Origin of the sequence: Roseovarius sp. 217, from assembly GCF_000152845.1 — a bacterium.
GTDB lineage: Bacteria > Pseudomonadota > Alphaproteobacteria > Rhodobacterales > Rhodobacteraceae > Roseovarius.
Window position 1 is genome coordinate 213333 of the sequence record NZ_CH902586.1, and the last position, 12603, is coordinate 225935.

Here is a 12603-nt window from a genome sequence, read left to right on the forward strand (position 1 = left end):
GCCGTTGGCTTTGCCCCGAAAGGGCAGGGGGCTTCGGTGTGCGGATTTCAGCGAGACGCCCATGACCCCCCAGGAAGAAACCGTCATTCTCGAGGCCCGCGATATCCTCGGCCGTTACCTTAGCCAGAACCCGGTCATCGGCAGCTGGCAGGCGCTGCTAGACTACTGCGCGCTGACCGTCCGAGGTCCCGTCGAGCGCTTCCATGTCCTCTATCTCGACCGCAAGAACCGCATCATCGCCGATGAGCTTTTGTCGACCGGCACAGTTGATCATGTCCCGGTCTATCCGCGCGAGGTGATCAAGCGCGCCCTGATGCTGAACGCCAGCGCCCTGATCCTGATCCACAACCACCCGTCGGGTGATCCGACGCCGTCCGAGGCTGATCTCAGCATGACCAAGGAGATCCAGAAGGGCTGCAAGTATCTCGGCCTGACGCTGCATGACCACATCATCGTCGGCGCCGGGACGGAGCTGAGCCTGCGGGCCCTCGGCAAGCTCTGAGGGTGCCAGCAGACCAGCCGCCGCCCCTTCGAGGAAGAGGGCGGCGGTTTGGTCTTTGACGGATGAGGCGGGGAGAGTGGCTTCCCGTGCCGTTGGAGACATTGCCATGTTTGACCTTCCCCTGCCGATCCAACCGAGCCCGCGCCCGATGGGGCTCGTTTCAAGTGGCGCAACTGTCGCTCCTGATCCCAGCCTGCCTTTCGCGCTGACGCGGATGCGCCGGACGCCGGCAGCCCTGATGTCGGGCACCGCTGCCCCCGTGGTCGTTGAGCGTTTTGCGACCTTGGCGGATGCCATGCAGGGGGCGTTTGAACTTGCCGAGGACAACGGCCCCGATGCAGCGCCGCAGTTTCTGGCCATCCTTGATTGCGACCAGCGCCTGGTTCTTGCCGGGGCCGCCAGTCATGGCGCTGTGGCTTGGTGCCACCCTGTCGCCAATGCTCTTGAGGCGCGGGCCGTCGTGACCGAGGCGGTTCAGCTGCGCGCCCAGGCTGGCCGTGCCACTGACTGGCACGAGCCTGAATTGGCGCAGCGGCTTCGTCACCGTGCCGATCTGCTGGATGCGCGTCTGGTCGATCCGCTGTGGCGCGCTTTTGCCGCCCGCGCGCTGCAGATCGCGGCGTGACGCCCGAGAGACAGAGGAGGGATGGGAGGGGTTTGAGCCTTCGGGGGGCAGAGGAGTGCGCCACCCGGGGATCTGACCTGTCCTCACCGAACGGAGATATCCATGACCCAGACTGAACCCACCCTCACGCCGCCAATGGCACCCTCGTCCGTCGACATGGGCCAGATCTTCGCGGCGCATGCCGCGCGCGCGGCCCGCATCGAAGCGCTACGCCCTGGCAACAAGGATCGCCTCTTCGACGGCCTCATGGCCGCCGGCATCACCCATGTCACCGTGACGTTCGACGGTGCCGGGGATAGCGGCCAGATCGAAAGCATCGGCGCCTGGGCGGGTGAGACGGCTGTCGACTTCCCCGCGACTGAAATCCCCTATGCCGCGCTGACCTGGGATGACCCCGAGGTCGAGATGCGGAAGCTCTCGCTGGAGGATGTCGTCGAGCAGCTCACCTACGACTTCCTCTCCGACACCCATGGCGGTTGGGAAAACAACGATGGCGCCTACGGCGAGTTCTGCTTCGACGCTTCCGCCCGCTGCATCCATCTCGAGTTCAACGAGCGCTTCACCTCGTCCGAACTCTTCACCCATGATTTTTGAGGGGGCGGCGATGGCACATCCCTATCACCACGCCCTGTCCTCGGTGAAGAAATGGGGCGGTACGGTCGACTGCTACATGGCCGTGCATACTTGGTTCGACCAGAGCAAGGAGATTACTGCGGACTTTCGGCACCGGGCCTTGCGCCACCATGCCTTATCCTGACTCTATGGAAGCGTCTTATTCCTGTGCATGGTGCGGGTTATGCGGAACCTTAGGATTGAGAGATAAGCCAGCCCCGGCCCGCTCTCCATCAAAAGGGCCGTAGGGACGGGGCTGGCGGCGCTTCGGTTTTAGCGCGACTGGAGTCGCGGGCGTCGTTTGCTGGACGCGAACGCCTTTGGAGGATGGATGACGCAGCTTTATTTCACCGACGGATCGGCGCTGCGCACGCCCGTTTCGGTCGAAGGCGTTCCGGCCGATCTTTCCGTGTCCCTGACTGAGGCCGCTGGCAGGATCGGCCTGATGGATGGCATGCCGTTCTTTTTGGATCGGGACGGAAGCTACTTGCATGAGGTGAATCGGTTCTTTCGTGCCTGTCCGACCATCGGGGTGCGTTCGCGGTACAGTTTGCGCGCTTACGCCCATGACATCTTCGTCTGGATGCGGTTTCTGGAAGAACGGCGTGGTGGAAAGCAGCTTTGGCGTGCCGATTACAACGATGTCATCGCGTTTCATCATGCACGGCGTTTGTCGGATGCACCGTTCCGGATTTCGGCATCCAGCTGGAACAGGGCGATCGCGGCGCTCGACAAACTGTATCGGTGGGCGCTCGAAGAGGGCCTGATCGCATCCTCGCCGTTTCGATACGACCTGTCCTTTCGTCATGGGCAAGGGCGGGCAGCGCCCAAGGTCGTCGAGGGTAACAGGGCCCGGGAACGTGCCGCACGCCCGCATGACATGCAATTCGTCGATATCGGCCGCTACCTCGCGTTCCGGGATATCGGCCTGAGAGGAAGATTGCCGGACGGGTCCGAGGACCCAGTCTGGCGCGGCCGCAATTGCGAGCGGAATGCCGTCTTCGCGGAACTGCTCGTCACCACGGGGGTGCGCCTCGGTGAGGCTGGTAGCCTGATTATCGACGAACTGCCTCGGTTGACCTCGGACAGCCCGCGGATACTTCTTTTCGATCTTCCGGGCGCGATCACCAAGGGCGAACGCCCGCGCCGCATCCGGTTGCCGCGCCGTGTGCTCAAGCTGATCGGGGATTACGTCGATATCGAGCGCCGGATTGCCGCCGCCAAGGCGCCGCCTCGTCCGGCCGTCCCCTTTGTATTGTCACCCGATGGCCGCAACGCCATTGATGACAGTGGTCGGCGCATCGCGCTGACCAGGCTCCGTGCGCAAGACCGCCAACGGCTGCTGCGATCACCTGATGGGATGCCTGAACACGCATCGCTCTGGCTCACGGAACGCGGCCAGCCCGTGTCGTCGGGTACTTGGGAGGTAGCGTTTCGTAGGGCAAGCCAGCGGTGCCAGGCCTTCGGCCTCAATATCATCGTCACACCGCACATGTTGCGGCACACCTTTGCGGTCAACATGTTGTCGATGCTGATCCGCGAACAGGTGGGCAGAATCTTCAAACCCACCGATGCGCACGGTGCTGCCTATCGGCAGATGCTTGGCGATCCGCTCCGCCATCTCCAGCACCTCCTCGGCCACGCGAACATCGCTAGCACCTACATCTATCTCGACAGCCTTGCCGAGGCGCAGGAACTCGTCGATGCGGCGGCGGATCGCTGGACCGACGAACTCATGGCGGACGATCGATGACCGGCAGAGCCCGCGTCTCACAGCCCCGCCCAGGGCGACGCGCGAGTTTTCCTGACAATCTTTCCGATCCCGGTCCCGCGGCCGCCATTGCCATCACCGCCCGCCGTTTCGAGATTACCTTGGCCGGACGGACTGCGACGATGGACCTGACGCGTTTGCCAGGTCGCAATTCGCTTGCGCGGGCCTTCACGCTGGCACTCTGGCAGGCATGTCAGGTCGGTGGCCCCGCCGGCACCGTCCGCACCGCCATGTCATTGGCCGAAGCCATCCATCGGTTCTGGCGCTATCTCGATGCGACAGGTTCATCCGTACAGGCGCTAGCCGAGATTGATGTTGCTACCATCGAAGGCTTCGACGCGTGGATGGATGAGCGCGGACAGCATCCCAATCATCGCCGTCACCAGATGGGAGATGTGGTGATGCTGCTGCGGTTGGCGGATGCGGGAGAACCAGGCTGCCTTTCCGAAGAGGCCTCCCGCCGATTGTTCTATGTCAGCACGCGCCCGGGTGTTCCACCGCGCCCGCGCGATGCCTACAGCGACAGTGTCCGGGTGGCCTTGAAGGCGGCCGCGCGTGCCGATGTTGCAGCGATCGTGCAGCGATTCCGTCCGGCGCTTGAACGGGAGTGCGAGACACGCATCGACCGGTTGGAGATGGACGCCTTCGCGGAGATCGACCGTGTCGGTTTCATTATCGTCAAGAACGACCTTTTTCGTCAACTCTACGGGGCCCGGAACTATGCGGGGATTTCGAATGAGGGGCTGAGCGACAGGATGCATGGCACGCGGCATCTGCTCCTCGGCGATCTGATTGCTCTGTTCGTCCTGCTGTCGCTGGAGACCGGTCTCGAGATCGAGGCGATCAAGACCCTGCGCGCCGATTGTCTCAAAAACCCTTCCAGCGGCTATGTCGAGATCGAGTATTGCAAGCGCCGCGCCCGTCATGCCGAGTGGAAGCGGCTGCGGGTTCGGGACGGAGGGTCAGGCACCCCGGGCGGCCTGCTGCGCCTCGCAATTCAGTGGACCGCGACGGCACGCGGTCATCTCGGGAGCGAACAGCTTTTCACGTATTACTGCCGTGGCCGCCTGACCGATGTCGTACGGCCGATGCAGTCGGCCAGACAGGTCTGGGTAAAACGCCACGGGTTGCAGGATGATGATGGGAAGCCATTGAAGCTCTGCCTCTCGCGTTTGCGCAAGACCCACAAGGCTGCGTGGTATCGCAAGACCGGCGGTCAGCTGCGCCGGTTTGCGGTCGGGCATACCGTCGAAGTCGCCGCGAACCACTATGGGGACATTCCGGCATTGCGGCCGATCCACGAAGCCACCGTCGCCGAGGCGCTGATGAACGCTGTCGAAGATGCGTTGCGGCCCACCGTGTTGACCCCGGAGGCCGAGGCCAATGTCTCGGCAGCTCCGTCTTCGGCACAGCTCGGCTTTCCGGGGGGCATGGCGACCGATGTTCCGGCATTGCTGGCAGGCGAACAGGATGTGTGGCTGGCAAGCTGTTCCGGCTTCTACAGCAGCCCGTTCGCCAACTCGGGCGAGGCCTGCCCGGTGCCGTTCTGGGGCTGTCTCGAATGCCGCAATGGCGTCATCACCATCCGCAAGCTTCCTGCGCTGCTGGCGTTTCTGGATTTTGTCGTGAGCCAGCGCAAGGCTCTGTCGGAAGCTGATTGGCAGGCGAAGTTTGGGCGGGCCCACCACAGGATTGCCGCGCAGATATTGCCGCAGTTTTCCGAGACCGATCTCGACGCCGCGCGGGCACTCGTCGCCCACCAGCCGGCACAGATCTACCTTCCTCCGGAGGCGGGTCTGGCATGAGAGCAAAACCGGCCATAACGACGGCAAAGCCATCGCTGCCATCGGCAATCCATGCCGACGACACCGACGTCCTCGCAGGTAGACCGCTCAGACCGGGATCGGAGCGGTCGACGCTGTCCCGTTTCGGGGACGATGTCTGGGATCTCAGCCCTGCGATGTTTCGCGCCAACGCGCGTCCGGCCGCGTTTCGTGTGGATTTCGGTGCCATTGCGGACCCCGCGCTTCGTCGGCTCGCGAAGGAGTATATGCTCGCCCGACTTCAGGCGCCGCTGCGCAGCTACCGGGGCCCTTGCGGCCCCTCGACCGCCAAAGGCACATTGCTTTTCGTGCGCCATTTCGGAGAGTTCCTGCTTGATCGCACAGGCTCCGTCGCACTGGATCGCGTCGATCAGCGGGTGCTGGACGCGTATCTGGCGCATCTGCAGGTAGGTGGCGCGCGTTCATCGCAACAGATCCGCCTCTATGTTGATGTCCCCATCGACCTCCATCACTTCGGGCCATGGGTCACTGGCGGCGGCATTCCCTTCCTGCCCTGGGGCGGGCGCACCGCAAGCAACGTCAGCGGCCGCAGCCGGACGAGCGCGGAGAACGCCACGCCGCGGATCCCCGAGCCGGTCATCGGCGCGCTGCTTCACTGGGCGATGCGTTACGTCGATATCTTTGCCCCGGATATCCTCGCGGCGCGCGAAGAGCTGGATCGCCTTGAAGCCCGCTCTGCCCAGATTATTGCCGAGGATGCGCGCCAGACCCGCCACGAACGGTATCGCTACCGCTGTCGCCTTCGAACCTGGCTCGAGGCCCGTCGGGCAGAAGGGCGGGGCGTGCCACTTTGGGAGCGCCGTCCAAACACGACCCGCGGTGTTCTCGATGCCAGGGAAGGCAACGCGTATAATTTTAGGCTGATGTGTCTTCAGATCGGCTGTTCCCAAACGCGGAATCTTAGCAATTCCACCGCGACCGTGAGGATGCTGGACCAGATGGCGGGAGAGATGGGCACCGAGGTCGGCGGCAAGGATACCCCGATCAGCCTCGACCCCGATACTGGCTTGCCCTGGCGAGAGCGTTTCGACACGGACAGCTTACCGCATGAAGAACAAATGCTGCAGGCGGCCTGCTACATCGTCTGTGCATATTTGACGGGCATGCGTGACAGCGAGTTGCAGGACATGGAACCGGGCTGCGTTTCGGTTGAACGCAGCGCCGATAACCTGATCGAGCGATATCGCGTGCGCAGCACCGTCTACAAGCATCGCGAGGCGGCGGGCGTTTCCGCCGACTGGGTCACCATCGCTCCGGTCGCCCGTGCAGTCGAGGCCATGGAAGCTCTGTCGCGCCGTGCGCGGGGTGACCGTGATCTTCGATCTCTCTGGGTGTCCTTGAAGCCTTGGGACTGGACGGCGGATTACCTGGCCGCGCAGGCGTCGCCGATCATCAAGATGTTTCGCGACGGTCTGGATGCGAAGGTCGCAAACCCGCCCGCCATTCCACATGTCGACGGACGCCCATGGCATTTCACCACCCGGCAGTTCCGACGCACCATCGCTTGGTACATCGCGAACCGCCCTTTCGGTGTCATCGCCGGAAAGATCCAGTACAAACATGCCTCCGTGGCGATGTTCGAGGGCTACGCAGGCGCGCCGCACGGAGATTTTCGCCGGGCCGTCGAGCAGGAACGAGCGCTTGGCCAATTGGACGATGTGGTCGCCTATTATGAGGCCTACCTGCAGGGTGACGAGCCCGGCGGCCCGGCATCGTCCCGTCTCAAGCGGGAGTTCGACCACGTCCGGGACACCTTTGGTGATCTGCCCGGTCGTATCGTCGATCAGAAACGTTTGCGAACGATGCTGTCGCATCTTGGAAAGACGCTGCATGTCGGATTTCTGAACGATTGCTTCTTCGATCCCGCCAGCGCCCTCTGCCTGCGACCGGACGACAAGCCGGAGGCCCCGGTGATTTCGCGTTGCAGCCCGGACCGCTGCCCCAATTCCTGTCTGACCTCGCGTCATGTTGCGCCCTGGCAGGCTTCGATCGAAGAGGGTGAGCGCCTCCTGCGGGGCAACACCCTGTCAGCGGTTCAGAAGGTCGCAATCACACAGGACAATGATCGAAAGCGCCGGCTGATCGCTCATCTGGAGAACCCAAAGGTATGACACGGCCCGTCAGTCAGAAGACCGAAGACGCCTTGCGCGCCGCCATGATGCGACTGCTCGAAGGAACCTCCGTCCATACCGACGGGCGCCTCACCGTCGCCAATCTCGCGCGCGAGGCCGGTTTCAGCCGCGCAACGGCCAACCGGGCCGCCGCCGTTCTCGCGGAATTTCGTGCGGCTGAGGCGCGGTTCCGGTCAGGTTCTGTCGCCGGCTTGAAGGAGCGTATCCGCGAACTCGAAGCCGAACTCCGGGCTGCACGCGGTGGCGAATTGGCCGAGTTGCGCGCGACAGTCAAAACACTGGCGCAACACATCCAGATCCTCGCACTCGAGGGTGAAGAACAACGCCGCCTGATCGCGGTTCTGGAAGAGCAGATCTCGGGGGCTGACCCGAAAGTCCTGCCGTTCAGGCTGCCGTCCCAGGACGGCACCTGAGGTCACGATCAGAAAGAGAAAGAGGTGAGCTGGGTTGGGGTGAAACAGGGATGAGAAGAGAGGGAGCCCCCATGAACTGTCTCACCGATGCCACTCGGGAAAACCCCAATGATGGCAAAGAGTTTTCAAAAAAAGACAACTTGACTGTCCGGATAACACGCCGAGGGCATATTCATGGCCGAGACGATTTTCGGGCAGACCCTCACGCTCTCGACCGGGCGGATCATCCCGACCCGCTGGGTCGGTGAGCAGCATGTGAAGGAAGATCTCGGTTTCATCCCGAGTTTCGCCGACTGGGTGAAGGCCATCCGGCCCGAACCCTGGATGGGCCGGACCGCGCGGATCGAGGCCCTGGTCGATCCGCATCTCGCCTCGCCCGTGGTCGAGGTCGAGGTCGCCTGACATGACCGATCCGGCCTTTCAGCGCCTCGGTCTGCCGCCGACGGCATCGCCCCAGACAGTTCTGCGCGCGGCGGTCCGGGCGCTGCACCCCGACACGCGCGCCGTGCGCAGCTTCCGGACGGCGCGCAAGCGCTTCTACCGGCAGATGCTCTGTGCGCATTCCGCGCGGCAGGCATCGGGTGACAATCCGACCGGCTGATCGCTTCCAACCAACCCTTCATCCCAATCCAGCGCCCGGCCCCAAGGCCCGGGTTTCTCAATCTCAGGAGGTCCCCATGGCGGATTACTTCACCCATTTCTCATGCCTGATCGACGTCGGCAGCCCCGAAAAAGCCGCCCGCGCACTCGCGCTGTTTCATGACCTGCGTGCCGCGGATCAGGACGCCGATGATCCGGAGGTCTCGGGTTTCACCCTCGTGCATCAGGACGCCTCCAAGGGCAGCACCCTCTGGATCCATGACGACGAGCACGGCGATGTCGAGGCGGTTATCCGCTTCGTGCTGCGCCTGGCAGAAGACCTCGACCTCACCGGCCTCTGGGGGTTCCAGTATGCTCTGACCTGCTCCCGGCCGCGGCTCGACGCCTTCGGCGGCGGCGCGCATGTCATCGATCTTGGTGCCCGCAAGTCCATCGGCTGGACCAGCACGCATGAATGGCTGGCCGCCGCGCTGAACGGGGAGGACGTCGATGCCTGAGGTGATCTGCACAACAGTCTACCAGTTCCCTGAACTCTCCGACGTCGCCAAGGAAAAGGCGCGCAGCTGGTATCGCGAACTCGGCCCGCACGACGACTGGTGGGACGCGGTCTATGAGGATTTCCAGCGGGTCTGCGAGATCCTCGGCGTCCGCCTGAAAACCACGCCCGTCCGCCTGATGGGCGGTGGGACGCGGGCCAAGCCCTGTATCTGGTTCTCCGGCTTCTGGAGCCAGGGCGACGGCGCCTGTTATGCCGCGCTACGGATTATGCGGAGCGGTCAGGTCATCACGCTGTAAACGCGAGTGATTTTCGACAATCCGCTCCGCATAATTCCGGACGGGTTCAGGTCAGCGTGTTTTTCCTTCCGGTCATCAGCATCGCAATCAACGCATCCGGGGCCTTGAACTTTCCGCGACGCAGCTCGGGCGGGATGACCGCCTCTACAGCCTCGAGCTTTTGGGCTGCATCAACGCGCAGATAGGTCTCGGTCGTTCGGATGTCCGCGTGTCCCAGCCAAAGCGCGACCTTTCGGATGTCGCGGGTCGCCTCCAGCATGATGACGGCGCAACTATGCCTGAGCTGGTGGGGCGACACTGAACGCCCCGCCAATGATGGACAGTGCTGAGACGCTTTCACGACGTGTTTGTCGAGCACATACTCGAACCCGGATCGCGTCATCGCTCTCCCTTCGGCATTGACGAAGATCTCCGGCGCAGGCGTAAGCCCCCGCACGGCAAGCCAAGCTCGCAGATCTGAGGCTGTCTGCTTCCAGAGTGGAAAGTGCCGATGCTTTCGCCCTTTTCCTCGAACAAGCAGGCTTGGAGCCTGGCCTAGAACCAGATCGGTCAAGGCAGCCCCTACGAGTTCCGACACGCGAAGCCCACCCGCAAAACAAAGGTGCATCATGGCGCGATCCCTGGCACCCAAGCGCGTCGTGACATCGGGAGCATTCAGAACGGCCTGCACCTCGTCCTTGGACAGGTGCTGGACCAGCTTGTTCTCGCAACGTTTTGTCGGGATCGCCCGGATTTGCGCGACTTGGGCCAGGAGGGCTGGATACTGGTATTCAACGAACCGCATGAACGACTTGATGGCCGCGAGCCGTGCATTTCGCGAAGTGGCGCCATTTCCCCGATCTGTCTCGAGATGATCCAGAAAGGCCAGGATCAATGGTGCGTCCAGCTGCTCGATACTGAGCTGCGACGGGCTGGATCCGACACGCCTCGCCGCGAACTGGAACAGCAGTTTGAAGGCATGCGCATAGGTTTCGCTGCTGTGGGCGCTGAACCCGCGCTGCCGAGGGAGGTAATCCTGCATGAACTGCGTAATGGCCGGCGCAAGAGCTGTCATGAGCCGCCCCCCGTCAAGAGTTCCTCGGCTGCGGCAGAGATTTCGGCCAACAGCTCGGGCGTCCGATGCAGATACCAGTACGTGTATCGGAGGTTGGAATGCCCCATGTACGTCATCAGCGCGACAGCATTGCGCGCAATCGCTTCGCGCCCGGCCCCAGACTTTTCGAGCACCCGTGTCGCAAAGGTGTGGCGCAGATCGTGGATCCGAGGGCGCCTGGGCCGACCGGGCGCAATCGCCGCGATGGCAAGGATTTCGTGGAACGCCCTATGCGGGACAGAGTAATAGATTTTCCTCTTTCCTTCGGAAAGGAAGAGATGGTCGTCCTCGGCCGCGACGTCCAGCCTCAGTTCCAGATACCGGTCGAGAACGCCCATCATACTCGGATGCAGTGGCACCATCCGGTTCTTGCCAAACTTGGTCTTTCGGATGTGCAAGATGCCATCCGGCAGAACATCACTCAGGGTCAGGTTCAAGGCCTCCGATATCCGTAAGCCGGTCGATGCGATCAGGCCAAACAGGACGGCATAGATTTCGCGCCGAACTGGAGAGCTTTCGTTCTGTTGCCTGACTCGAGCTGCAACGATGAACCTCGCCAATTCATCGTCCGTGAAGATGTAAGGAATGAACTTGGTCCGATGCGCCTTGAAGATGCCTCCCGGCGGAATCTCATGTGAAGCGTCTTCTGCGTGCAGAAAGGTTGCCAACCGGATGACATCCGTGATGCGGCGATACCGAGTGTCTGGCGTCGACGCACCTTCAGCCCAGGCCACCGCTGTTGCCGTCCTAACGTGTCGCTCACCTTTGGCTTCGACGAACTGGCCGAACGAAGCCAAGTTCTTGGCCGTCTCCTTGAGCTTGAAGCCAAGCGACCGTCGCAGTGCGATGTAGCGATTGATTTTCTCGATCAACATGCGGCCTCCCCCGCCCAGGGCTGAGCGATTTCGCGGAGCAAAGCGAAGTCAACCTTCGCATATTGCATGGTGGTGGACAGCGAGCGGTGCCGGAGGACCGCTCCGACCCCTGCAAGATTGACCCCATGCCGAAGCATCGCTGTCGCCGCCGAATGACGAAGCAGATGGGAACCACGTCGGCCACTCTGGATGCCCGCCCGGTCAAGAGCCGCCTGAACCAGACAGTTCACAGCAAACCTCGACATCGGACGCATCGGATTTTTTGCTGTGACGAACACGCGCGGCGTGGCAAATGACGGCCGTCCCCGATCCAGATAGGCCAGCAGCGCTTCGCCGACTTCTTGAGGAAGAGGCAGCCATTCTTCACGACGGGACTTGCCACCCCTGATGGCAATGCGACCATTCCGCCAGTCGATGTGATCGAACTCAAGGTTTGCGACTTCGCTTGCGCGCAAGCCGAGTCGGACAAGGAACAGAATGACCGCGCGATCGCGCAGGCGGGCCTCACCGCTGCAAGCAGCCACGATCCTCGTGATGTCAGTGTCGTTGAGAAAGTCCGGTACTGGCGCCAATTGCCAGCCCGCAAAATTCGGGATGGCCTGGTCACGGCCGGCCGGGCAACGCCCAGTTGCGATCAGGAAACGCAGGAATGCGCGAGTGGCGGTCACCGTTATCCTTGCATGGGCAACGCCGTGCATGCCCGCGCGTCCCAACACAAACTCCCTGATTGCATGGGCGCTATAAGCTTCAGGCGCGTCGCCAAGAACGAGGAACATGTGAACAAGGATGTTCTGATAGGTGTCGAGGGTGCTGTCCAACACCCCGCGATTCCGGAGCATCCAATCCCGGAACTCGCCAAGGATCGGCCACCGATCACTCGGGGACGGCGGCTTCGGCAGTGGGTCGACAATACCCAGTTCTTCAAGGAAGAGAACAAACAGGGCACCTGATCGCAATCGCATAGAGTAATTCGGCATGGCCCTGAAGGCCGGTACAGATGCTGCGTATCCGCTGTGGATGGTGCCGAGATCATAGCCGGCGTCGTGCATCCAATCCGTCCAATGCCCCAAGTAAATGGTCAGCATTGAAATCGTTGACTTGGTGTAATTCCGTGCGTGAAGCCAACGGACATAGCCCTCGAAGTGTGGGCGGGCGAAATGAAGCCTTGAAAGCGTGAGATACCGCGGAGTGTTCCGCCTTTTCTTGGGGGTGCTGGACATTCGATCTCCTGACATGGGTTCAATGCCGGAAAATGCCGGCGAACCACTTCTCGCCCAAAAGAACCCGCGAGGGCACAAGCTCGTCGTTATGCGGAGCGGATTGTCGAAAATCACTCGCGTT

Annotated in this window: 12 protein-coding genes and 3 pseudogenes; 12 read left to right on the top strand and 3 right to left on the bottom strand. The window is 62.4% G+C overall.

The annotated features are described in order from the left end of the window. The first annotated feature begins 61 nt into the window (after positions 1–61). The 12 genes and pseudogenes from ROS217_RS22145 to ROS217_RS22195 form a co-directional block, all read left to right on the top strand. Positions 62–502, top strand: a complete 441-nt coding sequence (locus ROS217_RS22145; RefSeq protein WP_009820083.1) for a JAB domain-containing protein — start codon at positions 62–64, stop codon at positions 500–502. A gap of 106 nt (positions 503–608) precedes the next feature. Further along, positions 609–1127: a hypothetical protein gene (locus tag ROS217_RS22150; RefSeq protein ID WP_009820084.1), complete on the top strand. Its 519-nt coding sequence runs from the start codon at positions 609–611 to the stop codon at positions 1125–1127. Positions 1128–1229: 102 nt separating this feature from the next. Continuing rightward, positions 1230–1721, top strand: coding sequence for a DUF6878 family protein (locus ROS217_RS22155; protein ID WP_040652129.1), 492 nt, complete (start codon positions 1230–1232; stop codon positions 1719–1721). A gap of 10 nt (positions 1722–1731) precedes the next feature. After that, positions 1732–1875 (top strand): annotated as a pseudogene (locus tag ROS217_RS24240) (DUF6915 family protein); the annotation flags it as partial. A gap of 195 nt (positions 1876–2070) precedes the next feature. Beyond that, entirely contained in the window at positions 2071–3492 is a 1422-nt protein-coding gene (locus ROS217_RS22160; RefSeq protein ID WP_009820087.1) for a tyrosine-type recombinase/integrase, read from the top strand. A 140-nt stretch (positions 3493–3632) separates the two neighbouring features. Next, on the top strand, positions 3633–5315 hold the full coding sequence (locus ROS217_RS22165) for a hypothetical protein (RefSeq protein WP_254656519.1): 1683 nt from the start codon (positions 3633–3635) through the stop codon (positions 5313–5315). Further along, positions 5312–7465, top strand: a complete 2154-nt coding sequence (locus ROS217_RS24840) for a hypothetical protein (protein ID WP_050766500.1) — start codon at positions 5312–5314, stop codon at positions 7463–7465. The genes ROS217_RS22165 and ROS217_RS24840 overlap by 4 nt, the downstream gene beginning before the upstream one ends. Continuing rightward, positions 7462–7899 (top strand): hypothetical protein, encoded by a 438-nt coding sequence (locus ROS217_RS22175; RefSeq protein ID WP_009820090.1) that lies wholly within the window; start codon positions 7462–7464, stop codon positions 7897–7899. The genes ROS217_RS24840 and ROS217_RS22175 overlap by 4 nt, the downstream gene beginning before the upstream one ends. Before the next feature lie 156 nt (positions 7900–8055). Continuing rightward, positions 8056–8301, top strand: a pseudogene (locus ROS217_RS22180) (DUF6915 family protein); the annotation flags it as partial. Position 8302: 1 nt separating this feature from the next. Next, positions 8303–8500, top strand: coding sequence for a hypothetical protein (locus tag ROS217_RS22185; protein WP_009820092.1), 198 nt, complete (start codon positions 8303–8305; stop codon positions 8498–8500). Between the two features lie 76 nt (positions 8501–8576). Further along, positions 8577–8996, top strand: a complete 420-nt coding sequence (locus ROS217_RS22190) for a hypothetical protein (RefSeq protein ID WP_009820093.1) — start codon at positions 8577–8579, stop codon at positions 8994–8996. Further along, a pseudogene (locus ROS217_RS22195) lies at positions 8989–9249 on the top strand (hypothetical protein); the annotation flags it as partial. The gene ROS217_RS22190 and the pseudogene ROS217_RS22195, both read left to right, overlap by 8 nt. A 91-nt stretch (positions 9250–9340) precedes the next feature. Here ROS217_RS22195 and ROS217_RS22200 read toward each other — a convergent pair. Genes ROS217_RS22200 through ROS217_RS24845 form a run of 3 tightly spaced genes read right to left on the bottom strand, consistent with a single transcriptional unit; the run spans position 9341 to position 12482 of the window. Continuing rightward, positions 9341–10348, bottom strand: a complete 1008-nt coding sequence (locus tag ROS217_RS22200; RefSeq protein ID WP_009820095.1) for a tyrosine-type recombinase/integrase — start codon at positions 10346–10348, stop codon at positions 9341–9343. Further along, complete coding sequence (locus ROS217_RS22205) at positions 10345–11262, bottom strand: tyrosine-type recombinase/integrase (protein ID WP_009820096.1); 918 nt, start codon at positions 11260–11262, stop codon at positions 10345–10347. The genes ROS217_RS22200 and ROS217_RS22205 overlap by 4 nt, the downstream gene beginning before the upstream one ends. Continuing rightward, positions 11256–12482 carry a site-specific integrase gene (locus ROS217_RS24845; protein WP_050766486.1) on the bottom strand — a complete coding sequence of 409 codons (1227 nt, stop codon included), beginning with the start codon at positions 12480–12482 and terminating at the stop codon, positions 11256–11258. Before ROS217_RS24845 ends, ROS217_RS22205 begins: the two co-directional genes overlap by 7 nt. Between the last annotated feature and the right edge of the window lie 121 nt (positions 12483–12603).

Coding starts and splice junctions, on each gene's coding strand:
- ROS217_RS22145 (WP_009820083.1), top strand. CDS start 62: ATGACCCCCCAGGAAGAAACCGTCATTCTCGAGGCCCGCGATATCCTC.
- ROS217_RS22150 (WP_009820084.1), top strand. CDS start 609: ATGTTTGACCTTCCCCTGCCGATCCAACCGAGCCCGCGCCCGATGGGG.
- ROS217_RS22155 (WP_040652129.1), top strand. CDS start 1,230: ATGACCCAGACTGAACCCACCCTCACGCCGCCAATGGCACCCTCGTCC.
- ROS217_RS22160 (WP_009820087.1), top strand. CDS start 2,071: ATGACGCAGCTTTATTTCACCGACGGATCGGCGCTGCGCACGCCCGTT.
- ROS217_RS22165 (WP_254656519.1), top strand. CDS start 3,633: ATGGACCTGACGCGTTTGCCAGGTCGCAATTCGCTTGCGCGGGCCTTC.
- ROS217_RS24840 (WP_050766500.1), top strand. CDS start 5,312: ATGAGAGCAAAACCGGCCATAACGACGGCAAAGCCATCGCTGCCATCG.
- ROS217_RS22175 (WP_009820090.1), top strand. CDS start 7,462: ATGACACGGCCCGTCAGTCAGAAGACCGAAGACGCCTTGCGCGCCGCC.
- ROS217_RS22185 (WP_009820092.1), top strand. CDS start 8,303: ATGACCGATCCGGCCTTTCAGCGCCTCGGTCTGCCGCCGACGGCATCG.
- ROS217_RS22190 (WP_009820093.1), top strand. CDS start 8,577: ATGGCGGATTACTTCACCCATTTCTCATGCCTGATCGACGTCGGCAGC.
- ROS217_RS22200 (WP_009820095.1), bottom strand. CDS start 10,348: ATGACAGCTCTTGCGCCGGCCATTACGCAGTTCATGCAGGATTACCTC.
- ROS217_RS22205 (WP_009820096.1), bottom strand. CDS start 11,262: ATGTTGATCGAGAAAATCAATCGCTACATCGCACTGCGACGGTCGCTT.
- ROS217_RS24845 (WP_050766486.1), bottom strand. CDS start 12,482: ATGTCCAGCACCCCCAAGAAAAGGCGGAACACTCCGCGGTATCTCACG.